This window comes from Pseudomonas sp. 18-147 (assembly GCF_051048045.1).
Taxonomy (GTDB): Bacteria; Pseudomonadota; Gammaproteobacteria; order Pseudomonadales; family Pseudomonadaceae; genus Pseudomonas; species Pseudomonas aeruginosa.
In genome coordinates, this window is the sequence record NZ_CP182296.1 from 1,711,528 (window position 1) to 1,733,623 (window position 22,096).

Annotated in this window: 21 protein-coding genes; 15 read left to right on the forward strand and 6 right to left on the reverse strand. The window is 65.5% G+C overall.

The features are described from left to right. Positions 1–2 precede the first annotated feature (2 nt). Together grxD and ACM0M4_RS08300 are read left to right on the forward strand one after the other, a co-directional pair. The gene (gene grxD / locus ACM0M4_RS08295; RefSeq protein ID WP_003092082.1) at positions 3–329 is read left to right on the forward strand and encodes a Grx4 family monothiol glutaredoxin; all 327 of its coding nucleotides are present in this window, start codon (positions 3–5) and stop codon (positions 327–329) included. Between the two features lie 82 nt (positions 330–411). Continuing rightward, positions 412–1,563: an MFS transporter gene (locus tag ACM0M4_RS08300; RefSeq protein WP_003104266.1), complete on the forward strand. Its 1,152-nt coding sequence runs from the start codon at positions 412–414 to the stop codon at positions 1,561–1,563. 66 nt (positions 1,564–1,629) lie between these two features. Here ACM0M4_RS08300 and bfrB read toward each other — a convergent pair whose 3' ends face one another. Both bfrB and ACM0M4_RS08310 read right to left on the reverse strand, forming a co-directional pair. Then, positions 1,630–2,106 carry a bacterioferritin BfrB gene (gene bfrB, locus ACM0M4_RS08305; RefSeq protein ID WP_003092078.1) on the reverse strand — a complete coding sequence of 159 codons (477 nt, stop codon included), beginning with the start codon at positions 2,104–2,106 and terminating at the stop codon, positions 1,630–1,632. Between the two features lie 209 nt (positions 2,107–2,315). Next, positions 2,316–2,537 (reverse strand): bacterioferritin-associated ferredoxin, encoded by a 222-nt coding sequence (locus ACM0M4_RS08310; RefSeq protein WP_003092075.1) that lies wholly within the window; start codon positions 2,535–2,537, stop codon positions 2,316–2,318. Between the two features lie 259 nt (positions 2,538–2,796). Between ACM0M4_RS08310 and ACM0M4_RS08315 the strand changes: the two genes are divergently transcribed. Then, the gene (locus ACM0M4_RS08315) at positions 2,797–3,399 is read left to right on the forward strand and encodes a peroxiredoxin (RefSeq protein WP_003092073.1); all 603 of its coding nucleotides are present in this window, start codon (positions 2,797–2,799) and stop codon (positions 3,397–3,399) included. Positions 3,400–3,577: 178 nt separating this feature from the next. Here ACM0M4_RS08315 and rnt read toward each other — a convergent pair whose 3' ends face one another. Together rnt and pyrC are read right to left on the reverse strand one after the other, a co-directional pair. Further along, entirely contained in the window at positions 3,578–4,252 is a 675-nt protein-coding gene (gene rnt / locus ACM0M4_RS08320) for a ribonuclease T (protein WP_003092070.1), read from the reverse strand. Beyond that, a complete protein-coding gene (gene pyrC / locus ACM0M4_RS08325) occupies positions 4,249–5,295 on the reverse strand; it encodes a dihydroorotase (RefSeq protein WP_003117520.1) in 1,047 nt (348 codons plus the stop codon). Before pyrC ends, rnt begins: the two co-directional genes overlap by 4 nt. Positions 5,296–5,427: 132 nt before the next feature. On the opposite strand from pyrC, the gene motY reads away from it, so the two are divergent. Together motY and ACM0M4_RS08335 are read left to right on the forward strand one after the other, a co-directional pair. Next, entirely contained in the window at positions 5,428–6,393 is a 966-nt protein-coding gene (motY, locus tag ACM0M4_RS08330) for a flagellar protein MotY (RefSeq protein ID WP_024928420.1), read from the forward strand. Positions 6,394–6,510: 117 nt separating this feature from the next. After that, positions 6,511–7,728, forward strand: coding sequence for an argininosuccinate synthase (locus ACM0M4_RS08335; protein WP_003092065.1), 1,218 nt, complete (start codon positions 6,511–6,513; stop codon positions 7,726–7,728). A 91-nt stretch (positions 7,729–7,819) separates the two neighbouring features. On the opposite strand, the gene gloA is transcribed toward ACM0M4_RS08335, so the two are convergent. Then, complete coding sequence (gene gloA / locus ACM0M4_RS08340; protein ID WP_003110007.1) at positions 7,820–8,206, reverse strand: lactoylglutathione lyase; 387 nt, start codon at positions 8,204–8,206, stop codon at positions 7,820–7,822. A gap of 376 nt (positions 8,207–8,582) precedes the next feature. On the opposite strand from gloA, the gene mexP reads away from it, so the two are divergent. The 10 genes from mexP to ACM0M4_RS08390 all read left to right on the forward strand — a co-directional run bounded on the left by mexP (position 8,583) and on the right by ACM0M4_RS08390 (position 21,657). Further along, positions 8,583–9,740 (forward strand): multidrug efflux RND transporter periplasmic adaptor subunit MexP, encoded by a 1,158-nt coding sequence (gene mexP, locus ACM0M4_RS08345; RefSeq protein WP_003119548.1) that lies wholly within the window; start codon positions 8,583–8,585, stop codon positions 9,738–9,740. Then, positions 9,737–12,898 carry a multidrug efflux RND transporter permease subunit MexQ gene (gene mexQ / locus ACM0M4_RS08350; RefSeq protein WP_033994061.1) on the forward strand — a complete coding sequence of 1,054 codons (3,162 nt, stop codon included), beginning with the start codon at positions 9,737–9,739 and terminating at the stop codon, positions 12,896–12,898. Before mexP ends, mexQ begins: the two co-directional genes overlap by 4 nt. Then, a complete protein-coding gene (gene opmE / locus ACM0M4_RS08355; protein ID WP_003119553.1) occupies positions 12,895–14,370 on the forward strand; it encodes a multidrug efflux transporter outer membrane subunit OpmE in 1,476 nt (491 codons plus the stop codon). The genes mexQ and opmE overlap by 4 nt, the downstream gene beginning before the upstream one ends. 597 nt (positions 14,371–14,967) lie before the next feature. Beyond that, entirely contained in the window at positions 14,968–15,162 is a 195-nt protein-coding gene (locus ACM0M4_RS08360; RefSeq protein ID WP_003092060.1) for a heavy-metal-associated domain-containing protein, read from the forward strand. Positions 15,163–15,390: 228 nt separating this feature from the next. Continuing rightward, complete coding sequence (locus ACM0M4_RS08365; protein WP_161789441.1) at positions 15,391–15,672, forward strand: hypothetical protein; 282 nt, start codon at positions 15,391–15,393, stop codon at positions 15,670–15,672. Continuing rightward, entirely contained in the window at positions 15,563–16,600 is a 1,038-nt protein-coding gene (locus ACM0M4_RS08370) for an HOASN domain-containing protein (RefSeq protein WP_003119554.1), read from the forward strand. Before ACM0M4_RS08365 ends, ACM0M4_RS08370 begins: the two co-directional genes overlap by 110 nt. A gap of 32 nt (positions 16,601–16,632) precedes the next feature. Further along, a complete protein-coding gene (locus ACM0M4_RS08375) occupies positions 16,633–17,619 on the forward strand; it encodes an HOASN domain-containing protein (protein ID WP_003112894.1) in 987 nt (328 codons plus the stop codon). A 30-nt stretch (positions 17,620–17,649) separates the two neighbouring features. Then, a complete protein-coding gene (gene purB, locus ACM0M4_RS08380; RefSeq protein WP_016852582.1) occupies positions 17,650–19,083 on the forward strand; it encodes an adenylosuccinate lyase in 1,434 nt (477 codons plus the stop codon). Continuing rightward, positions 19,083–20,534, forward strand: coding sequence for a class-II fumarase/aspartase family protein (locus tag ACM0M4_RS08385; protein ID WP_003092055.1), 1,452 nt, complete (start codon positions 19,083–19,085; stop codon positions 20,532–20,534). The genes purB and ACM0M4_RS08385 overlap by 1 nt, the downstream gene beginning before the upstream one ends. Positions 20,535–20,583: 49 nt before the next feature. After that, complete coding sequence (locus ACM0M4_RS08390; RefSeq protein WP_003092054.1) at positions 20,584–21,657, forward strand: class I SAM-dependent methyltransferase; 1,074 nt, start codon at positions 20,584–20,586, stop codon at positions 21,655–21,657. A gap of 198 nt (positions 21,658–21,855) precedes the next feature. Here ACM0M4_RS08390 and ACM0M4_RS08395 read toward each other — a convergent pair whose 3' ends face one another. Next, positions 21,856–22,035 carry a PA3496 family putative envelope integrity protein gene (locus ACM0M4_RS08395; RefSeq protein ID WP_003092052.1) on the reverse strand — a complete coding sequence of 60 codons (180 nt, stop codon included), beginning with the start codon at positions 22,033–22,035 and terminating at the stop codon, positions 21,856–21,858. Positions 22,036–22,096: the final 61 nt, after the last annotated feature.

A 22,096-nucleotide genomic window follows, 5' to 3' on the forward strand; every position in this document is an offset into this window, starting at 1 on the left:
CCATGGACATCATCGAAACCATTAAAGAGCAGATCGCCAACAACCCCATCCTGCTGTACATGAAGGGTTCGCCGAACGCCCCGCAGTGCGGTTTCTCCTCGCGCGCGGCCCAGGTGCTGATGGCCTGTGGCGAGAAGTTCGCCTACGTCGACATCCTGCAGAACCCGGAAATCCGCGCCAACCTGCCGAAGTACGCGAACTGGCCGACCTTCCCGCAGCTGTGGGTCAATGGCGAACTGGTCGGCGGCAGCGACATCCTCGCCGAGATGTTCGAGAAGGGCGAACTGCAGACCCTGGTCAAGGACGCGGCGGCCAAAGCCAACGCCTGATCCGCGCATCCGACGAAGAGCCCCGCCTTGTGCGGGGTTTCTTTTTTGTCCGGAGAAACCAGCAAGGAAACCGGGAGCCTCCATGTCGGAAGTCAATCCTCGCCAGGGTCGCCTGGCTTGCATCTATTTCTTCGCCATGGCCGGGCTGGTCATCGGCAACCTGATGGGACGCATCCCGGCGCTCAAGGAGCAGACCCAGCTGGACGAGCGCGCGCTCGGCCAGGCCCTGCTCGGCGTCGGGGTCGGCGCGCTCACGGCGTTCCCGTTGAGCGGTTTCCTGGTCCAGCGCATCGGCAGCCGCAGCGTAGTGATCGGCGGTTGCCTGATCATGCTGCTGGTGTTTCCGCTGCTCGGCCTGAGCCAGGGCTGGTGGCAACTGGCGTTGGCCTTCTACGTGTTGGGCGTGAGCTTCGCCGGGATGGACGTGGCGATGAACATCCAGGCGGTGGATGTCGAGCGCCTGCTCGGCAAGCCCTGCATGTCCATGCTGCATGGCATGTACAGCCTCGGTTGCCTGGTCGGTGCGTTGAGCGCCGCGGCCCTGGCCGGACTGACGCCGTTCTGGCACTTCCTCATTCTCACCGCACTCGGCCTGCTGAGCCTGCCATTCTTCGTACGCGCGTTGCTTCCGCCGGACCCGAGCAAGGCGGGCGCGCGCAAGGGCGGCGGCTTCACCTTGCCGCCGCGGGCCTTGCTCGGCCTGGGCCTGCTGATTCTCTGCGCGTTCGTTTCCGAGGGCGGCGTGGCTGACTGGAGCGCGCTGTTCCTGCACAGCGTTCTGGATGCTTCCGAGCGGGTGGCGGCGCTGGGCTTCGCGGCGTTTTCCGCGGCGATGGTGGTGGGGCGGCTGTTCGGCGACCGCCTGCGCGGACGCATCGACGATGCGCCGTTGCTGCGCGGCCTGGGTTCGCTGGCCACGCTGGGCATGCTGGTGGCGCTGTTCAGCCCCTGGCCGGCGCTGAGCATCGCCGGTTTCGGGGTGGTTGGCCTGGGACTGTCGGTGATGGTGCCGATCGTGATCAGCGCTGCTGGCAACCAGCCGGGCATCGATCCGGTGATCGGGGTCGCCGCCGTCTCTACCGTGGGGTATGGCGGACTGCTGATGGGACCGCCGCTGATCGGCCTGCTGGCCCACGAGATCGGCCTGCGCTGGGCATTGCTGGTACTGGTCGGTCTTTGCCTGTTGCTGGCCCTGCGCGCCGATCTGGTCCGGCGCAGGCCGCGCAGCGCCTGAGGCTTTCTGGCGGCAAGAAAAAAGCGCCGGCGGGGCAGGCCGCCGGCGCTTCGTCGTGGTTCCCGATCAGTCGTCTTCGTGCATGTGCGACTGCAGGTAGTTCTCCAGGCCGACTTTCTGGATCAGGCCCAGCTGGGTTTCCAAGTAGTCGATGTGCTCTTCTTCCGACTCCAGGATGTCCTTCAGCAGGTCGCGGCTGACATAGTCGTGCACCTGCTCGCAATGCACGATGGCTTCGCGCAGGTCCTTGGTCGCCTTCAGCTCCAGGTTCAGGTCGCACTGCAGCATTTCCTGGGTGTTCTCGCCGATCAGCAGCTTGCCGAGGTCCTGCAGGTTGGGCAGGCCTTCGAGGAAGAGGATGCGCTCGATGAGCTTGTCGGCATGCTTCATCTCGTCGATCGACTCGTGGTACTCGTGGGCGCCGAGGCGCTTCAGGCCCCAGTCGTTCCACATGCGCGAGTGGAGGAAGTACTGGTTGATCGCGATCAGCTCGTTGCCGAGGATCTTGTTGAGGTGCTGGATGACTTTCTTGTCGCCTTTCATGCCGAATCCTGCCGTCGTAGTGGGTGTGATTCGCCAAGTTTGGCCGCGACGAAGCAGGGTGTCAAACCTAAGTTATTGAAATATAAGGGAAAAAGAATATGAATACGAATGTTTTCTTTCCGCGTTCTGCCGCTAAGTCATTGAATTGAAGGCATAAAAAAACCGGGCGCCAGGCCCGGTTCTTCTGAAAGAGGGATAAAAAATATTTTTCAGGCAGCGACGAACGCCGTAGTCCCGAACGCCGGTACCGGCTGGGCACTCTGCAGGTCGTTGAGGGTTTCGCGTACCACCTGCTTGGCCAGGCATGCGCACTTGCCGCACTGGGTACCGACGCCGGTGGCTTCGCGAACCTCACGATAGCTGCAGCAGCCTTCGTAGATGGCATCGCGGATCTGGTTGTCGGTAACACCTTGGCAGAGGCAGACGTACATGGCGATCTGGCTACTGGGAAGTTGAGTTGGAAAAGATACTAATAATAATGAGAATGATTGTCAAAGTTCCCTGGAGCGTTTTAGTCGGGTTTTTTTCGCCCCCCGACAAATGGCTTTGTCGGACAAAGACTTAGCGCCGGCTGGGGCGGGGTGTATGATGGTTGTTTCCCGGGGAACGGCGCCCCTGCCATCGAGGCTTCACGAGGAGCCGGCAGGCTGCGGTGCCTTCCTTCAACCTTCCGCTTAAAGGAGACATGGAATGAGCGTACTCGTAGGTAAGAAAGCGCCTGACTTCAACGTTGCCGCGGTACTGGGCAATGGCGAGATCGTCGAGAGCTTCACCCTGTCCGAGGCCATCAAGGGCAAGTACGGCCTGGTGTTCTTCTATCCGCTGGACTTCACCTTCGTCTGCCCGTCCGAGCTGATCGCCCTGGACCACCGCATCCCGGAATTCCAGGCGCGCAACGTCGAGGTGATCGGCGTTTCCATCGACTCCCACTTCACCCACAACGCCTGGCGCAACACCCCGGTGGACAAGGGCGGCATCGGTGCCGTCAAGTACACCCTGGCGGCCGACACCAAGCACGAGATCGCCAAGGCCTATGACGTCGAGTCCGACGGTGGCGTGGCCTTCCGTGGCGCGTTCCTGATCGACAAGGAAGGCGTAGTGCGCTCGCAGATCGTCAACGACCTGCCGCTGGGCCGCAACATGGACGAGCTGCTGCGTCTGGTCGATGCCCTGCAGTTCCATGAGGAGCACGGCGAAGTCTGCCCGGCCAACTGGAAGAAGGGCGACAAGGGCATGACCGCATCGCCCGAAGGCGTGGCCAAGTACCTGGCCGAGAACGCCAGCAAGCTGTAAGAAGAGCCTGCTTCGCGCGTTGGAAAAAGCCCCGCTTCGGCGGGGCTTTTTCATGGGTTCGCGGGGGCCGGCAGCCCCATCCCAGGTCACGCGCCTCGCTCCGAAGAGGGGGAGATTGCCTGACCGGTCGCGTAGGACGGATAACGTCCTGGCGTTATCCGCCTAAGTGGGCCGAGGCTCAGTCGTCGTCATCCATCCAGCCGCCCATTTCCTTCCAGCGGTTGACGATGCCGCAGAACAGCTCGGCGGTCTTCTCGGTGTCGTAGCGTGCCGAGTGCGCCTCGCGGTTGTCGAACTCCATGCCGGCGGCCTGGCAGGCCTTGGCCAGGACCGTCTGGCCGTAGGCGAGGCCAGCCAGGGTGGCGGTGTCGAAGCTGGAGAAGGGATGGAACGGATTGCGCTTGATCCCGGTACGCGCCACGGCGGCATTGAGGAAACCGAGGTCGAAGCTGCTGTTGTGGCCGACCAGGATCGCCCGCTTGCAGCCATTGGCCTTCAGCGCCTTGCGGATGCCGCGGAAGATCTCGGTGAGTGCCGCTTCCTCCTGCACCGCCATGCGCAGCGGGTGGTCAAGCTTGATGCCGGTGAATTCCAGCGCGGCCGGCTCGATGTTGGCGCCTTCGAAGGGCTCGATGCGGAAGAAGTAGGTGTGTTCCGGGAACAGGAAGCCTTTCTCGTCCATGCCGACAGTGGTCGCGGCGATTTCCAGCAGCGCGTCGGTGGCCGAGTTGAAGCCGCCGGTCTCGACGTCCACCACTACCGGCAGGTAGCCGCGGAAGCGGCGCGCCATCGGATGGCGCGGGCCGCTGGGGAGGCTGCCGTCGAATTCGTCGTCGAAGTTGTCTTCGCTCATGCCCCGGCCTCCAGCAGTTTCCAGCGGAGTGTCTCGCCGGCGCGCAGCGGCACCACGTCGAAGTCGCCGAAGGGGAGGCTGGCGGGCGCCTGCCATTCCTCGCGGACCAGGGTGATCCGGTCGGTGTTGCGCGGCAGGCCATAGAAGTCCGGGCCGTGCAGGCTGGCGAAGCCTTCCAGCTTGTCCAGCGCATTGCGCTGTTCGAAGGCCTCGGCATACAGCTCGATGGCGGCGTAGGCGCTGTAGCAGCCGGCGCAACCGCAGGCGGCTTCCTTGGCGTGGCGGGCGTGCGGCGCCGAGTCGGTGCCGAGGAAGAATTTCGGATTGCCGCTCACCGCGGCGTCCAGCAGGGCTTCCTGGTGGGTGTTGCGCTTGAGGATCGGCAGGCAATAGAAGTGCGGACGGATACCGCCGACCAGCATGTGGTTGCGGTTGTACAGCAGGTGATGGGCGGTAATGGTCGCGCCGACGTTGGCCGGGGCTTCCCGGACGAACTGGGCGGCGTCGCCGGTGGTGATGTGCTCGAAGACCACCTTCAGGGTCGGGAAGCGCTCGACCACCCGGCGCAGGTGCTCGTCGATGAACTGCTTCTCACGATCGAATACGTCGACCTCGGCGCGGGTCACCTCGCCATGCACCAGCAGCGGCATGCCGACCTCGGCCATCGCCTCGAGCGCTCCGAAGATATTGTCGATGCGGGTCACGCCAGAATCCGAGTTGGTGGTGGCGCCTGCCGGATAGAGCTTGGCGGCATGCACGAAGCCGCTGGCCTTGGCGGTACGGATTTCCTCGGCGCTGGTGCGGTCGGTGAGGTACAGCACCATCAGCGGCTCGAAGCGGCTGGCGGCGGGGCGGGCGGCGAGGATGCGCTGCCGGTAGGCGTCGGCTTCGGCGGCGTTGCGCACCGGCGGCACCAGGTTCGGCATGACGATGGCGCGGCCGAAGGTGCGGGCGGCGTCGCCGACGGTATTGGCCAGCGCGGCACCGTCACGCAGGTGAATGTGCCAGTCGTCGGGGCGCAGGAGGGTGAGACGGTCGGACATGGGGCTTCCAGGACGGGATTTCGTGGGGGGAAATGCTACCGGAAAAGGGGGGGCGGGGCACTCGCTATCAAGTTTTGTCCGGGCCGTCCGATACATCCTTCGTATTTGGACGCTTTCCCGGAGCCCGCCGTCGTGCAGCCGCGCCTTCTTCTATTGCCTTTCCTGCTCAGCAGCCTGCCGGCGCTGGCGGTGACCTTCCAGACGCGGCTGGAGAGCGTCGAGTGGAAGGTCGAAGGCGACCAGTTCGAATGCCGCCTGTCGCAGCCGGTGGCGAATTTCGGAGTCGGCGAGTTCGTCCGGCGTGCCGGCGAGCAGGCGACCTTCCGCCTGAAGCCCGAGGCCCAGTGGCTGGGGCGCGGGTCGGCGACCCTGCTGGCTGCCGCGCCGCCCTGGCGACCGGGGCAGGGCGACATCAACCTTGGCCAGGTCAGCATCGGTAGCGGCGAGGTGCCGTTCAACAGCAGCCAGCAACAGGCCGGTCGGTTGCTCACCGGCCTGCTCGAGGGGCGCAGCCCGCTGGTCCGCCATCGCACCTGGCAGGGCGATCGCCTGGAGGTGCGCCTGCTGCCGGCGCGCTTCGCCAGCGTCTACAGCCAGTACCAGGCCTGCATCGCCAAGCTGCTGCCGGTGAACTTCGACCAGGTCAAGCTGGCCCAGGTCGGCTTCCCCGACGGCGGCACGGCGCTGAACGACGTGGCGCGAGCCAAGCTGGACATCATCCTGCAACTGCTCAAGGCCGATCCGAGCATCAACCGGATCGAACTCGACGGGCACTCCGACAACAGCGGCAACCGCCTGACCAACCGCGACCTGTCGCGCCGCCGCGCGCTGGCGGTGCAGGAGTACCTGAAGAGCAACGGGGTGCCGGAAAGCCAGATCAACGTGCGCTTCTACGGCGAGCGCTACCCGCTGGTGGCCAACAACAGCGCCGCCAACCGTGCGCGCAACCGCCGGGTCACCGTGCACCTGTCGCGCGAGGCGGTGGTCGAGCCGGCGACGGAAGCGCCGAAGGCCGAGGACAAGCCGGTGCCGCCCGCGGCAGAACCTGCCGCACCGAAGCCTCCGGCCGCCTCGCTTCAGGGAAAACCCACGGTTTGAGTCCCGCAAACGATAGAATCTGTCGCTTTTGCGTCTAAAGCTGTCGCCCCTCTGTAATTTCCCGAATGCCCTGCGTAGAATTGTCGCTTTTCGTGACGACCCCCGTGGAGTGATGGCATGGCGGATGTGAAGAAGGTAGTCCTGGCGTATTCCGGCGGCCTGGATACCTCGGTAATTCTGAAGTGGTTGCAAGATACCTATAACTGCGAAGTGGTGACCTTCACCGCCGACCTCGGCCAGGGCGAGGAAGTCGAACCGGCTCGCGCCAAGGCCCGCGCGATGGGCGTCAAGGAAATCTACATCGACGACCTGCGCGAAGAATTCGTCCGCGACTTCGTCTACCCGATGTTCCGCGCCAACACCGTCTACGAAGGCGAGTACCTGCTGGGCACCTCCATCGCTCGTCCGCTGATCGCCAAGCGCCTGATCGAGATCGCCAACGAGACCGGCGCCGACGCCATCTCCCACGGCGCCACCGGCAAGGGCAACGACCAGGTCCGCTTCGAGCTGGGCGCCTACGCGCTGAAGCCCGGCGTCAAGGTGATCGCGCCCTGGCGCGAGTGGGACCTGCTGTCCCGCGAGAAGCTGATGGACTATGCCGAGAAGCACGGCATCCCGATCGAGCGCCACGGCAAGAAGAAGTCGCCGTACTCGATGGACGCCAACCTCCTGCATATCTCCTACGAAGGCGGCGTGCTGGAAGATACCTGGACCGAGCACGAAGAAGACATGTGGAAGTGGACCGCTTCCCCGGAAAACGCGCCGGACACCCCGACCTACATCGAGCTGACCTACCGCAAGGGCGACATCGTCGCCATCGACGGCAAGGACATGACCCCGGCCGAGGTGCTCACCGAGCTGAACCGCGTCGGCGGGATCAACGGCATCGGCCGCCTCGACATCGTCGAGAACCGCTATGTCGGCATGAAGTCCCGTGGCTGCTACGAGACCCCCGGCGGCACCATCATGCTCAAGGCCCACCGCGCCATCGAGTCGATCACCCTGGACCGCGAAGTGGCCCACCTGAAAGACGAGCTGATGCCCAAGTACGCCAGCCTGATCTACACCGGCTACTGGTGGAGCCCGGAGCGCCTGATGCTGCAGCAGATGATCGACGCCTCGCAGGTCAACGTGAACGGCGTAGTGCGCCTGAAGCTGTACAAGGGCAACGTCGTGGTGGTGGGCCGCAAGTCCGACGACTCGCTGTTCGACGCCAACATCGCGACCTTCGAGGAAGACGGCGGCGCCTACAACCAGGCCGATGCCGCGGGCTTCATCAAGCTCAACGCGCTGCGCATGCGCATCGCCGCGAACAAGGGCCGCACGCTGTCCTGACCGACGCGCGCCGCCTGAGATGGAACGAAGAACCCCGGCCATGAGCCGGGGTTCTTCGTTCCTGATTGCTGAAAGCGATAGCCGGGGCCGTTCAGGAAGACTTCTGGATCAGTTCGATCTTGTAGCCGTCCGGGTCGGTCACGAAGGCGATGACGGTGGTACCGTGCTTCATCGGCCCGGCTTCGCGGGTGACCTGGCCGCCGTTGTTGCGGATGTCGTCGCAGGCCTGGTAGGCGTCGTCGACCTCGATGGCGATATGGCCGTAGCCGGTGCCGATCTCGTAGGCATCCACGCCCCAGTTGTGGGTAAGCTCGATCACCGCGGAATCCGCCTCGTTGCCATAGCCGACGAAGGCGAGGGTGAACTGGCCGTCGGGATAGTCGTTCTTCCTGAGCAGGGTCATGCCTAGCACCCGGGTATAGAAATCGATCGAGCGATCGATGTTTCCGACCCGGATCATGGTATGGAGAATGCGCATTTTCATTGCCTCGAGCTTCACGGTCAAAGGCGGATTTTACCATGTGGCCGGCAACCGGCTGCGAGATCGGGATCGTCCCCGTCCCGGCGACCGGCCCTTTGCCGGACTTCCCTTCCTACGGGGCGTTTCGCCTCTTCCCTGGGCCGGCCGTCGATAGCCGGTCGGCCTGCCTCCGCCACCCTCCCGAGCTGCCCGCTGCGTCTCCGAGCGTGCCAGGCGTCCCGCCCCCGGTGACCGGCCGAAAGCTCGCTGCGCCTTCGCCATGAGGTCGGAAAAAAGGGGGGTTGACCTTGCCAAGGTGTCAAGGTTGATAACCGGCCACGGAAGCGGTTTCGTCCAGCCAGGCCACGCAGGCTCAGACCAGGAAGGCACAACAATGAATCTCAGACACTTCATCCGCATCACCGCGACGCTAGGTGTCGCGGCCCTTATCGCTGGCTGCGGGGAATCGGCGCCGCCGGGGGCGGCGAGCGCCCCGCCAAGCGTTCCCGTCGCCGAGGTGGTGGTTCGCCCGGTGACACCCTACGCCGAGTTCACCGGCTCGCTGACCGCTGTCGAGCAGGTAGAACTGCGGCCGCGCGTCGCCGGCTACATCCAGGACGTTACGGTGCCGGAAGGCCGCCTGGTAGAGAAGGGCCAGCAACTGTTCCTCATCGACCCGCGCGTGTTCAAGGCGGCGCAGGATGCCGCCAGGGCGCGCCTGCGCGAGGCCGAGGCCGCGGCGTTGCTGGCGCGCACCGAACACGAGCGAGCCGAGCTGCTGTATGCGCGGAAGGTCGTCGCCCGGGAGCGGCTCGACAGCGCCATCGCCTCGCGCAATGCCAGCAAGGCCCAGGTCGATGCGGCCAGGGCCGCCCTCGACGCGGCGCAACTGGATCTCGGCTTCACGCGGGTGACGGCACCGATCGGCGGGCGTGTCGGGCATATCCAGGTCACCGAGGGCAACTACGTCACCAATGGCGTCACCGCGCTGACCAGCATCGTTTCGGTCGATCCGCTGTACGTGTACTTCGATGTCGACGAGCGCACCTACCTGCAGGCCCTGGCGCCGACCCGCGGCAGGGAAGGCGAGCAGGCCCCCAGGGTCAAGGTGGCGCTGCTCACCGACGAGTCCTATGGACGAAGCAGTCGCCTCGATTTCCTCGCCAACGCCGCCGACCGCGGGACCGGCACGGTCCGGGTTCGGGCGGTGGTGGACAACCCGGACGGGCAACTGACGCCGGGGCTGTTCGCCAAGGTCAGGCTGGAGACCGGCAAGCCTCGCGCGCAGGTGCTGGTCGCCGACCATTCCATCGGCACCGACCAGGGCAGGCGCTATGTGCTGGTCGTCGACGAAGGCAACAAGACCCAGTACCGGCCGGTGGAACTCGGCCCGATGGTCGACGGCCTGCGGGTCGTCCGCCAGGGCCTGCAGCCGGGCGAGCGCATCGTCGTCAAGGGCCTGGTCCGGCCGGACATGCAGATCACACCGCGCCTTGCGGAAATCGATGGCACGCCCGTCGACCTGTCGAAGACCGTGGGGGCCGCACAATGACATTCCCACGCTTCTTCATCGATAGGCCGATCTTCGCCATCGTTCTTTCGGTGCTGATGATGATCGGAGGCATCGTTTCGTTCTTCCAGTTGCCGCTGAGCGAATACCCGGCGGTGACGCCGCCGACCGTGCAGGTGACTACCGCCTATCCCGGCGCCAACCCCGACGTGATCGCGCAGACGGTGGCGACACCGCTGGAGCAGGCGATCACCGGGGTCGAGGGGATGCTGTACATGTCCTCGCAGTCGGCCACCGACGGGCGAATGATCCTGACCATCACCTTCGACCAGCACATCGATCCCGACATGGCCCAGATCCAGGTGCAGAACCGGGTCTCGCGGGTGCTCTCGCGCCTGCCCGACGAGGTGCAGCGGCAGGGCGTGGTCACCCAGAAGACCTCGCCGGACATCCTCATGGTGGTGCACCTGCTGTCGCCGGAGCAACGCTACGACCCGCTGTACATCTCGAACTACGCCTACCTCCAGGTGCGCGACGAACTGCTGCGCCTGCCGGGGATCAGCGATGTGGTGGTGTGGGGCGCCGGCGAGTACAGCATGCGCCTGTGGCTCGACCCCGACCTGATCGCCGCGCGCGGGCTGACGGCGGGCGAAGTGATCGCCGCGGTACGCGAACAGAACGTCCAGGTGGCGGCCGGCGCCGTCGGCCAGGCGCCGGACTCCACCGCGGCCTTCCAGGTCACGGTGAATACCCTCGGGCGGCTGAGCGACGAAGAGCAGTTCGGCGACATCATCGTCCGCACCGGCGCCGACGGCCAGGTGACGCGCCTGCGCGACGTCGCGCGGATCGAGATGGGCGGCGATGCCTATGCGCTGCGCAGCCTGCTGGACGGCGAGCCGGCGGTGGCCTTGCAGATCATCCAGAGCCCCGGAGCCAACGCGCTGGATACCGCCGAGGCGGTGCGTGCCACCGTGGCGAGGCTCGAAGGCAACTTCCCGGCCGGCCTGAGCGCGCGCATCGCCTACGACCCGACGGTGTTCGTCCGCGCTTCGTTGCAGACCGTGGCCACCACCCTGCTGGAGGCGATCCTGCTGGTCGTGGTGGTGGTGGTGCTGTTCCTGCGTAGCTGGCGTGCTTCGCTGATTCCGCTGATGGCCGTGCCGGTCTCGCTGGTCGGCACCTTCGCCGTCATGCACCTGATGGGTTTCTCGCTGAATACCCTGTCGTTGTTCGGCCTGGTGTTGTCGATCGGCATCGTCGTCGATGACGCCATCGTGGTGGTGGAAAACGTCGAGCGCCACATCGAGAACGGCGAGCCGCCGCTCCAGGCCGCGCGGCGTGCGATGGACGAGGTCACCGGGCCGATCATGGCGATCACCTCGGTGCTGGCGGCGGTGTTCATCCCCACGGCCTTTCTCAGTGGCCTGCAGGGCGAGTTCTATCGTCAGTTCGCCCTGACCATCGCCATCTCCACCATCCTGTCGGCGCTCAACTCGCTGACCCTCAGCCCGGCCCTGGCGGGCCTGCTGTTGCGTCCGCGGCCGGCCGGAGGTGCGGTGGCGGGGCGTTTCCAGCGACTGCTCCAGGCCCTCGGCCGACCGTTGCGAAATGCCCCCGAGGCCTACGGCAACGCGGTGCGCAAGGTGGTGCGGGTGAGCGGCCTGGCCCTGGTGGTGTATGGGGGCCTGCTTGGCCTGACCTGGGTCGGTTTCCAGGCGGTGCCACCGGGCTTCGTGCCGATGCAGGACAAGTACTATCTGGTCGGCATCGCCCAGTTGCCGAACGGAGCGTCGCTGGAGCGTACCGATGCGGTGGTCAGGCAGATGTCCCGGATCGGCCTCGACGAGCCGGGGGTGGAGAGCGTCGTGGCCTTCCCGGGCCTGTCGGTGAACGGCTTCGTCAACGTGCCGAACGCCGCGGTCATGTTCTTCATGCTCGACCCGTTCGAATCGCGCACCTCCGCCGATCTCGGCGCGCTGGCCATCGCCGGGCGCCTGCAAGCCAAGTTCGCCAGCATTCCCGACGGCTTCCTCGGGGTCTTCCCACCGCCGCCGGTACCGGGGCTGGGAACCATCGGCGGCTTCAAGATGCAGGTCGAGGATCGCGGCGGCGCCGGGCTGGAAGCCCTGGCCAGGCAGACCCAGGTGCTGATGATGAAGGCCACTGAGTCCGGCCAGCTCGGGGGCTTGATGACCAGCTTCGATATCAATGCCCCGCAGCTCGAGGTGGTGGTCGACCGCACCAAGGTGAAGAGCCAGGGCGTTCGCCTGGCCGATGTGTTCGAGGCATTGCAGGTCTACCTCGGCTCGCTGTACATCAACGACTTCAACCGCTTCGGGCGCACCTACAAGGTCACTGCCCAGGCCGATGCGCCGCACCGCATGCAGGCCGAAGCCATCGGGCGCCTGCAGGTACGCAATGCCGCCGGGGCGATGTTGCCGCTGTCCTCGTTCGTCACCGTGACGCCCAGCTCCGGTCCCGACCGGGTGATCCACTACAACGGCTATCCGTCGGCCGATATCAGCGGCGGCGCGCTTCCCGGCGTCAGTTCGGGACAGGCGGTGGCGTTGATGGAGCGCCTGGCCGGCGAAGTGCTGCCCGAGGGCATGACCTTCGAATGGACCGACCTGACCTACCAGCAGAAGCTGGCCGGCAACAGCGCGCTGTTCATCTTCCCGCTGTGCGTGCTGCTGGCCTACCTGATCCTCGCCGCGCAGTACAACAGCTGGCTGTTGCCGCTGGCGGTCCTGCTGATCGTGCCGATGTGCCTGCTCAGCGCGATCGCCGGGGTGTGGCTGGTGGGCGGCGACAACAACGTGTTCGTCCAGATCGGGCTGGTGGTGCTGGTAGGCCTGGCGGCGAAGAACGCGATCCTGATCGTCGAGTTCGCCCGCACGCTGGAGGCCGAGGGCGCCCGTGCGCTGGAGGCGGTGGTCGAGGCTTGCCGCCTGCGCCTGCGGCCGATCCTGATGACCTCGCTGGCGTTCATCGCCGGCGTGGTGCCGTTGGTCATGGCCAGCGGCGCCGGAGCGGAAATGCGCCAGGCGATGGGCGTCGCGGTATTCGCCGGGATGCTCGGGGTGACGCTGTTCGGCCTGTTCCTCACGCCGGTGTTCTACGTACTGGTACGGGCACTGGCGGCGCGCCTGGAGCGACGCGCCGGCGGCAGCCTGGCGCATCTGGAGGGAGGCCGTCCATGAAGCCATACCTGCGGTCTTCGTTGAGCGCGCTGATCCTGCTGGGCGGCTGTGCCGCGGTGGGGCCCGACTATGCGCCGCCGAGCGCGTCCGCACCGGCCAGCTTCGGCGCGATGCCGGCGGGTATCGATGGCAGTGGCGTGGAGATCGAGTGGTGGCGCGGGTTCGACGAGCCAGCCCTGGAGTCTCTGATCCAGCGGGCGCTCGCGGCGAACCTCGACATCGCCCTTGCCGGCGCGCGCCTGGACGAAGCGAAGGCGCTGCTGCGCGAGAACCGCGAGGAGTTCCTGCCGCGCGGCGGGCCGGCGTTCGATTACCAGGCCCGGCGGCGCGGCGAGGTGGAAACACCGGCCGGCCAGCAGCGCGACATCGAGACCTATCGCGGCGCGCTGGATGCTTCCTGGGAAATCGACCTGTTCGGCCGGGTGCGGCGCTCGGTGGAGGCCGCCGAGGCGCAGGCGGGTTCGCGCGAGGCCCTGCTGCGCAACGTGCAGGCGAGCGTCGCGGCTACGGTTGCCATGACCTGGTTCCAGCTACAGGGCATCGAGGCCGAACTTGCGGTGGTCCATGACATCGCCGGCAACCAGCGCGACAGCCTGGAGATGGTCGAGCGCCTGGTCAGCGCCGGCTCCGCCCACGAGTTCGACCGGTTGCGCGCCGAAGCGTTATTGCACAACGTCGAGGCGGCCGTGCCCGACCTCGAACGGCGCCGCGCCGCCACCCGCAATGCGCTGGCCGTTCTCCTCGCGGAAGCCCCGCAGGCCTTCAGCCCGCCGGTCGCCCGCGCCTCCGGGGAAAGGCTGACGCTCCGCACCCTCGGGGTCGGCGACCCGTCGGGACTGCTGGCGCGTCGCGCCGACATCGCCGCGGCCGAACGCAACCTGGCGGCCGCGACCGCACGTATCGGCGTCGAGACCGCGGGGCTGTATCCGCAGGTCGAGGTACGCGGCTCGATCGGCCTGGTCGCCGGCAATCTCGATGCTTTGGACGAGAGTGGTACGTCCTTCAACGTCCTGAACCCGGTGATTCGCTGGGCGTTACTCGACCGCGGTCGCGTGCGGGCGCGGATCGCCGCCAGCGAGGCCCGTGCGCAGGAGGCATTGATCCTCTACGACCGGACGGTGCTGCGCGCCCTGCAGGAGACCGATGATGCCTTCAACGGCTATGGCGCTGCCGCTGACAGGCTCCGCCTGCGCCTGCTCGAGGCGACGGCCAATCGCGAGGCGGCGCGCCTGGCCCGGGAACGCTTCGTCCAGGGGGACGGCGAGTACCTGGACGTGCTCGAGGCGGAACGCTCGGACTACCTCAGCCGGCGCGCATTGAGCATCGCGCGCACCGAGCAGCGCCTTGCCGTCGTGGGTATCTACAAGGCGCTGGGTGGTGGCTGGGAAGCCTGCGCGGGGGCGCGGCGCTGTGGCGTGGCTACCGACGATACCTCTCCAGGCGTGGCACGGCAGCGCGACAGTCGCTCCTGATCAGCCGCCGGCGGTTTCCGGCCGCCGGCCTTCGCTCGACTGCCTGGGTCGAGGGCCGTGCGGCGCGTCCTCCGGTTATTTGGCGAACCCCGGGAGTACGGATTGCCTGGCGCGGATCGCTCGTCCCTGTCCGCCTTATCGATAAGTCGGTTCCGAACTCTTTTTCGGTAGCTCATTCAGATGGATGAGTGAAGAGGGCAGATGGAAAGTATCTGCTCGGGACTTCAATGTTCAGAAGAGTGGGGAAGTATTACTTTCTCATTGTTCTTCAGGTACGTTCCGGCTGCCCGCCGTTTCCTATTGAACGAAGTCACTCCTGTGCCTCTGCGCTCGCGCCGCACGGAGACGTCGAATACATATCGTCGAGAGGTTATTCAATGGTGAGTGGAGCTGGCTGACGCGGTATCTCGGTTGTCTGGCGGAGTTGTTCTATATGTTCGAACTTGGCTTTGCCCGTTGTTTTAAGTTTGCGGAATAACCTCTGGAACTATTCATATGAATTTTTGAAAGTTTGGTTTACCTGAGAGATTTATGAGTTGACCTTGTCACGATGGCAGGACTCATGGTTCGCAGGAGTCAACAAACCAGGAGGTTGCGATGTTTTCTTTCCATATTCCGAACATGACCTGCGGCGGTTGTGCCAAGACTGTCACCCGTATCCTGCACGGCGTCGATCCCCAGGCGCGCGTAGAGACCGATCCCCCTCGGCGCGAGGCCAGGGTCGAGAGCACTCTGGACAAGCACGCATTCCTCGAGGCGTTGAGCGAGGCCGGTTATCCGGAGGGCCGTTGAGTGCATGGGCATGACGCAGGCGTAGGGTCGGATAGTAGCGTTTCGCCCAGAGCCGGCAATAGGAAAATGATTTTCATTGAAGTCTGCGCGCCATATGCCATCAATGGCGCTTGGCTATTGTGGAAAGAACGCTTTGGAATTTGTAAATCAATATTTCAGTCGGCCGCGAGGTGACAGTTATGTGAACGGAAAGAGGCGCTGACAGGAAACCCTAAAAGTTATTCTCCGATGGATTCGCAGGCCTTTAGCTCGGGGTTTTTCGCAGCGCATCCAGTGTTATCGAAGAGCACCTTTCGGCGAACTCCGTTGTCCGCCGAGAAGGCCGCTGCATTGCTTGACCTTGCCACCGTGGCAAGCTTTACGGTCGCCCCGCACAACAACAAAAACAAGGGTGATCCAAATGACTTCAAATCCGTTACAGCAATGCTGCAGTTCTTCCTCCGATATGAATATCCGTTCCCAGCGGACAATGTCGGAACCTGCCCGAAATGCATCGGCTCTCCTGGCTGAAGCCTTGAAACCCGGTGCCTCCCTGGACCAGATCACGCTCGCGCTCGAGGCGATTCTCGCGGTCACGGCCAAAGGCCTGGGCGGCGATGCTTCGGCTTACGCGCAGTACCAGGCGTTGCTCCTGGAACTGCACGTAGGCAGCGATCCGCATACGGAGCCGACCCGCCGCTGGATGGCGAGCCAGGTCTACCTGGTCGAGGATCGTTTCGCTCCCGAGCCGGCCGGTTTCAGCGCCGTCCCGGTGGAGGAGTTCCGCAAGAAGGTCGACGCCGAGATCGAGGCGCGCAGCCGGGTGCGCCATCCCATGTCGGTCCACCTGTTCCAGGGCACGCCGCCGGTCGAGGACGTGCGCTTCTTCCTGGAACACCATTGGGTCCGTTCCTACAACTTCTACAGCCTCCTGGCGGAGCTGGCCTTCCGCTTCGAAAACATCGAGGACGCCTCGGTGTTCTACCGCAACCTCTACGGCGAGGCCGGGGCGGAGACGCCGGAGCGCTCGCACCCCGCGTTGCTGTCCCACCTGATGACCTACTTCGACATACCGCTGCGCATCGATTTCCCGGCGCTGCATCCGCTGGAGAAGGCCTACCTCAACAACCGTATCCGTTGCGTGCGGCACACCGATGTCGCCTGGGGCCTTGCGCTCCTGTACGCGGTCGAGTCGGTGAGCTGCGTCAATCACCGGCGCATCTACGAACTCCTGCAGCGCCTGGGCGTGCCCGAGCAACCCAGCGAGTTCCATCGCCTGCACGGCACCCAGGACGAGATCGATACCGAGGAGATGTGGGCGCTGATCGCCAAGTTCGCGCCGAGCGAAGACTTCCAGCGCAAGTTCATGCAGTCGCTGGCGCGCCACTTCGAAATCAACCGGGCCTACTTCGACCTGCTCTGGGAGCAGATGCAGGCGAATTCCCTGGCCATGGCCTGATGCCTATCCAGAACAAGAACAAGGAGTACAGGATGAATACCCGCAATTTTTCCCTGCCGCAGTTGCAGAACCTGCCCATCGAAGAAGCACGCATCGTTGCCGATGCGCTGGCCGTCCACGCTACTTCCCGCCAGATCGATAGCGCCGCGAGCAAGCTGGCCGCGCTGGCCGAGGCAGGGCTCAAGGGCGACCGCCAGGCCTATGCCGCGTACCAGCAGTTGCTCTACGTCCTTTCGTTGAGCGACGACGTGGCGACCGCCCAGACCCGGCGCTGGCTGGCCCGGGCGATCTATCGCGTCGAAGAGCGTTTCATGCCCGCCGCCGATCTTTCCAGGGCGCTGTCCGAGGAGGATTTCCAGAAGCGTCTCGAACAGGAAATCGCCGCGCAGTCCCGCGAGCGGCACCCGATGTCGCAGTACGTGTTCTCCGGCTCGGCCTCCCGCGCGCAGCTCCAGGTGTTCCTCCGTCACCAGTGGTTCCGCACCTTCCGCCTGTACCGCGATGCGGCCGACCTGTTGGTCAACCTGACCGATGTGGACGAGGCCGCGGCGCTCGCGCGTTACCTCTATGGCGAGTTGGGCGAGGAAGACGAAAAGGGTTCGCATCCGCGCCTGCTGGCCAAGCTGCTCGAGGCCATCGGCCTGGAGGCGGACTTCCAGGCCGTGTCGACGATGCCCGAGGAAATCGCCTACCTGAACAATCGTGCCCGTGCCTTCCGGCATGCCGAGGTCGGTTGGGGGCTGGCGGTGTTCTACATCACCGAACTGGTCGTGCCGGGGAACCACGAAAAGCTCTATCGGGCCCTGCTCCAGGCCGGCCTGAGCGAGGACCAGGCGGAGTACTACAAGGTCCACATCAGCCTCGTACCGCCGCGGGCCAAGCGCGAATGGCAACTCATCGCGCGGCGGATTCCGGACGTGCAGTTCCAGAATGCGTTCCTGACCTCGCTATCGCAGCACTTCCGTGTGGAAAGGGCCTATTACGACGCGATCTGGGAAGAGATGCAGAGCGTCAAGTGACTTCCACCGGGACAAAGCGAGCACTCGAAAATGCCAAGTCACATTACGGAATCCCGTATACACGGGGGCGCCTACTCGTCCCCGGCATTCGCCGCGATCTTTTCCGATACCAACCAGGTGCGGAGGTGGCTGGATGTCGAGCGAGCCTTGGCGGCGACCCAGGGCGAGATGGGCATCATCCCCCACGAGGCGGCGCGGGAGATCGACCGCGCCGCCCAGGTGGAGCGCTTCGACCTCATGCAACTGGGCCGCGAAAGCCTGGAGACAGGGCACCTGCTGGTGCCTACCATCCGCGCCCTGGCGAGGTTGTGCGAGGGTAGCTGGGGGGAGTACGTGCACTATGGCGTGACCACTCAGGACATCCTAGACACCGGGCTGATGCTGCAGGTCAAGGAAGCCTGGGGCCATGCGCTCGGGCTCCTGCACTCGATCCGTGGCCATCTGCTGGCGCTCGCCCTGCGCCACCAGCACACGCCGATGGTTGCACGCACCCACGGGCAGCAGGCGCTGCCCACGACCTTCGGCTACAAGGTCGCCGTCTGGGTGGATGAAATCGACCGTCACCTGGCGCGCTTCGACGAGGCGCGCGAACGCGTCCTGGTCGGCAATCTGACCGGTGCCGTGGGAACCCTGGCGTCGTTCGGCGCCCAGGGCTTCGAGCTACAGCGGCGAACCCTGGCCAGGCTTGGTCTCGGCGCGCCGTCGACCAGTTGGCACAGCGCCCGGGACCGGGTGCTGGAGGTTGCCGGGTTGCTGGTCCAGGTGTCGGTGACGCTGGGCCGGGTGGCGAACGAGATCTACCACCTGCAGCGCAGCGAAATCGACGAGGTACGCGAGGGCAGCCGGCCGGGACAGGTGGGCAGCAGCACCATGCCGCACAAGCGGAACCCGTCGTCGGTCGACCTGGTCAGCGCGCTGTCGCGGCTGGTGCGGGCACAGATGGTGGCGCTCACCGATGCCGCGTTTCAGTTGCACGAGCGCGACGGCACCGCCTGGCGCATCGAGTGGGCGGCGTTGCCGGAGCTGTTCGTCTACGCCGGCGCCTTGCTGACCCGCATGGAGGCGGTGCTGGCCGAGGGGCTCGAGGTGCGCGAGGAACGCATGCGCGCCAACCTCGACCTGCTGGGTGGGCTGATCCTGTCGGAGCGGGTCATGCTCGCGCTGGCGGGGCAGTTCGGCAAGCAGACCGCCCACGAACTGCTCCATGAGATAACCCAGGCCTCCCAGCGGCAGGGCGTTCCGTTCCGCGAGGCGCTGCTCGGGCAGCCAAGGTTGCGCGGCTGTTTCAGCGCCGAGGCGCTCGAAGAACTGCTCGACCCCGTCGGCTACGTCGGCCTCGCCGCGGAGATGGTCGACCTGGTCGCCGGCAAACCACGAACCGGCGCGTCGGGCGACAGGCCCGAAGGCGCCGCCTCTTCCCAAGGAAATCCCGGTCAGTCCCAGTACGTGATGGAGGATAGGTGATGGATGCTGAATCGCTGGAAATGCTTGCCCGTTCCTCGTGCACCGCGCATCCGCAGAGCTTCGGCGGCGCACCGGCCGAGTCGTCCTGCAAGCACGAACACAGTCACATCGTTGACTCTAAAACCCATGGCGGCGGCTACGCCGGTCCGGTGAGCCGCCGGATCTTCTGTAGCCACTGCCGCCTGCAACGCTGGCTCGACGTGGAGGCGGCGCTGGCGCTGGCGCAGGCCGATGTCGGCGTCATCCCGCCCGAGGCGGCGCTGGAGATCGCGAAGGCCGCCAGGCTTTCGGCCGTCGACCTGCAGCAGATCGCCGACGGCGTGGCCAGCACCGGGCACTCGCTGATGCCCCTGCTGGGCGCGCTGCAAAGGAACTGCAGCCCCAGCGCGCGCGAGTACGTGCATTTCGGCGCGACCACGCAGGATATCCAGGACACCGCGCAGTCCCTGGAAATGCGCGATGTGCTGGATGAAACGGAGCGGGCGCTGGACATCCTCCTGGACCGGCTCTCGGTGCTGGCGAGCGGGACCCGCAATGCGCTGATGGTCGCCAGGACCCACTCGATCCCGGCGTTGCCGACCACCTTCGGGCTGAAGGTGGCCGGCTGGATCGACGAGTTGCTGCGTCACCGCGAACGCCTGGGCGAGGCGCGCAAGCGGATCCTGGTGGTGCAACTGTTCGGCGGCGTGGGCACGATGGCCGCCTTCGGCGACGAGGCCATGCTCCTGCTCGAAAGCTTCGCGCGGCGGCTGTCGCTGGACGTGCCGCTGGCGGGTTGGCACGTGTCCCGCGACCGGGTTACCGAGTTCGTCAGCACCCTGGCCATGGTCACCGCGTCCCTGGCGCGGATCGCCGACGAGATCCGCACCCTGAACCGCTGGGAGATCGGCGAGCTGGAGGTGGGCTGGACGCAGCAGCAGATCGGTAGCAGCACCATGCCCCACAAGCGCAATCCGGAAGGCTGCGAGCAGGTCGTGGTGCTGGCCCGGCTGGCCAAGGCCCAGGTCCTGCTCGCGTTGGACGCCATGATCCTCGAGCACGAGCGGGACTACCGCGGCACGCGCCTGGAATGGTGTGCGGTGGCGGACGTTTCCCACTATGCGCTGATGGCGCTGTCGCTGCTGACCGACACCATCGACGGGCTCACGGTCCACGACGAGACCATGGCGCGGACGGCGAATGCATACAGCGATGCGATCTGTACCGAGGCGTTCGTCTTCGAGATGGCCAAGCAACTGGGCAAGAGCAGCGCTTACGAAATCATCTTCGAGATCACCCAGGCCTGCCAGCGCAAGCGGATTCCGATGCGCCAGGCGCTCGAGTCGGATCCGCGGGTGGGCGCCGTCATGCCGAAGGAAACCCTGGCCAGGCTGTTCGAGCCGCGGACCCATCTCGGCATGGCCGGGACCATCGTCGACAAGGTGCTGGACAAGGTCGCCAGCCACCACTGAATCACCCGCCGCCAGAGGCGGCGGTACTGCATATCAACGGAGAACAAGAATGACAAAGGCTAACGAGATCGAAACCGCGAAGGTCAAGCAGTTTTCAGCACGGATCATGGAGGACTACGGCAATACCCTGCGCGGCGCGATGCTCTACATCGGCGACCGCCTGGGGCTGTTCAAGGCGCTCGCCCATGGCCAATGGGTGACCCTGGAAGAGCTGGCGCAGCAGACCGGCTACACCACCCGCTACCTGCGCGAATGGCTGGGCAGCATGGTCACCGGCAACTACCTGGCCTACGATCCGCAGAGCAGGAGCTATCGGTTGCCGGCCGAGTTCGTCCCGGTGCTCGCCGACGAGGACTCGCCTTATTTCGCCGGCGGGATCATCCAGTTGAGCGTGCCCTTCGTGAGCATGGCGCCGAAGATCATCGAGGCCTTCCGCTGCGGCGGCGGTTGCCCCGAGGAATCCTTCCCGCTGGAAACCTGGGAAGGCATGGAGCGCATGACCATGCCCTGGTACAAGCACTTCCTCGTGCAGCACTGGATTCCTTCGCTGGATGGCGTCAAGGAAAAGCTCCAGGCGGGTGGCAGCGTGCTCGATTTCGGCTGCGGCAGCGGGCTGGCCGCGATCATGATGGCCAAGGCGTTCCCCGAAGCCCAGGTCTATGGCTGTGACTTCCACGCGCCGTCCATCGAACGCGCGCGGGCGAACGCCGAGGCCGCGGGGGTCGGCGACCGGGTGCGCTTCGAGGTCAGCGATTCCGATGCGCTGGCGGGCAAGAAGTTCGACTTCGTCACGACCTTCGTGGTCATCCACGACGCGACCGACCCGCAGCAGATGATGAAGGACCTGCGCGAGTCGACCGCCGACGATGGGACCTACCTGATGGTGGAACTCAACCTGTCGCAGGAACTGCACGAGAACATGAACCTGTTCGGTCGCGTGATGTACCCGCAGAGCACGCTGTATTGCATGACCTGTTCGCTGTCCCACGGCGGCGAGGGCCTCGGCGCCTTCATGGGCGAGGACCGCGCGCGGCAGATGGCCGAGGCCGCCGGCTTCAGTCGCTTCCGCAAGGTGCCTTCGGAGTGGCCGCCGCTGCCGGCGCTGTTCGAACTGCGACCCTGACGGCGTTATCCGGGACGGCCGGGACGGCGACCGTCGGATAGCGGTTGCCGTGGCCGCCGCCCGGCGCGTGCCGGCTGGGCATGGCGGTCTCGGCTCGATCGCACCGGTGTTCAGGCCCGCTTCGGCGGGCTTTTCATGGCCCCCGGAAAAACGAAGCCCCGCCAATTGCGGGGCTTGCTTGCGGTGTGGGCGGCGCTCTCACAGGTCGAAGTCGTAGTCCGACAACTGGCGCTGCAGGCGGCGTTCTTCCAGCAGGTTGTCGATGATGCGACGCTTGGTCAGGTTGGTCTTGGCCACCTCGACGCTGGTTTCCTCGCCGTCATCCTCTTCAACGCCGGCTTCGTCGTCGATCTCGAGTTCTTCTTTGGCTTTTGCCATGACATTCACTCCAACTTATGGGGTGGTAATGGCGCACCTTATAGCGACAAAGCCGTGGCTG

Bases quoted from the DNA above. Each gene is read 5' to 3' on its own strand.
- ACM0M4_RS08390 (WP_003092054.1), top strand. From the start codon at position 20,584: ATGACAAAGGCTAACGAGATCGAAACCGCGAAGGTCAAGCAGTTTTCA.
- ACM0M4_RS08365 (WP_161789441.1), top strand. From the start codon at position 15,391: ATGGATTCGCAGGCCTTTAGCTCGGGGTTTTTCGCAGCGCATCCAGTG.
- mexP (WP_003119548.1), top strand. From the start codon at position 8,583: ATGAATCTCAGACACTTCATCCGCATCACCGCGACGCTAGGTGTCGCG.
- ACM0M4_RS08385 (WP_003092055.1), top strand. From the start codon at position 19,083: ATGGATGCTGAATCGCTGGAAATGCTTGCCCGTTCCTCGTGCACCGCG.
- rnt (WP_003092070.1), bottom strand. From the start codon at position 4,252: ATGAGCGAAGACAACTTCGACGACGAATTCGACGGCAGCCTCCCCAGC.
- pyrC (WP_003117520.1), bottom strand. From the start codon at position 5,295: ATGTCCGACCGTCTCACCCTCCTGCGCCCCGACGACTGGCACATTCAC.
- ACM0M4_RS08395 (WP_003092052.1), bottom strand. From the start codon at position 22,035: ATGGCAAAAGCCAAAGAAGAACTCGAGATCGACGACGAAGCCGGCGTT.
- ACM0M4_RS08370 (WP_003119554.1), top strand. From the start codon at position 15,563: ATGACTTCAAATCCGTTACAGCAATGCTGCAGTTCTTCCTCCGATATG.
- ACM0M4_RS08315 (WP_003092073.1), top strand. From the start codon at position 2,797: ATGAGCGTACTCGTAGGTAAGAAAGCGCCTGACTTCAACGTTGCCGCG.
- purB (WP_016852582.1), top strand. From the start codon at position 17,650: ATGCCAAGTCACATTACGGAATCCCGTATACACGGGGGCGCCTACTCG.
- opmE (WP_003119553.1), top strand. From the start codon at position 12,895: ATGAAGCCATACCTGCGGTCTTCGTTGAGCGCGCTGATCCTGCTGGGC.
- ACM0M4_RS08375 (WP_003112894.1), top strand. From the start codon at position 16,633: ATGAATACCCGCAATTTTTCCCTGCCGCAGTTGCAGAACCTGCCCATC.
- ACM0M4_RS08360 (WP_003092060.1), top strand. From the start codon at position 14,968: ATGTTTTCTTTCCATATTCCGAACATGACCTGCGGCGGTTGTGCCAAG.
- grxD (WP_003092082.1), top strand. From the start codon at position 3: ATGGACATCATCGAAACCATTAAAGAGCAGATCGCCAACAACCCCATC.
- ACM0M4_RS08300 (WP_003104266.1), top strand. From the start codon at position 412: ATGTCGGAAGTCAATCCTCGCCAGGGTCGCCTGGCTTGCATCTATTTC.
- bfrB (WP_003092078.1), bottom strand. From the start codon at position 2,106: ATGAAAGGCGACAAGAAAGTCATCCAGCACCTCAACAAGATCCTCGGC.
- ACM0M4_RS08335 (WP_003092065.1), top strand. From the start codon at position 6,511: ATGGCGGATGTGAAGAAGGTAGTCCTGGCGTATTCCGGCGGCCTGGAT.
- mexQ (WP_033994061.1), top strand. From the start codon at position 9,737: ATGACATTCCCACGCTTCTTCATCGATAGGCCGATCTTCGCCATCGTT.
- gloA (WP_003110007.1), bottom strand. From the start codon at position 8,206: ATGCGCATTCTCCATACCATGATCCGGGTCGGAAACATCGATCGCTCG.
- ACM0M4_RS08310 (WP_003092075.1), bottom strand. From the start codon at position 2,537: ATGTACGTCTGCCTCTGCCAAGGTGTTACCGACAACCAGATCCGCGAT.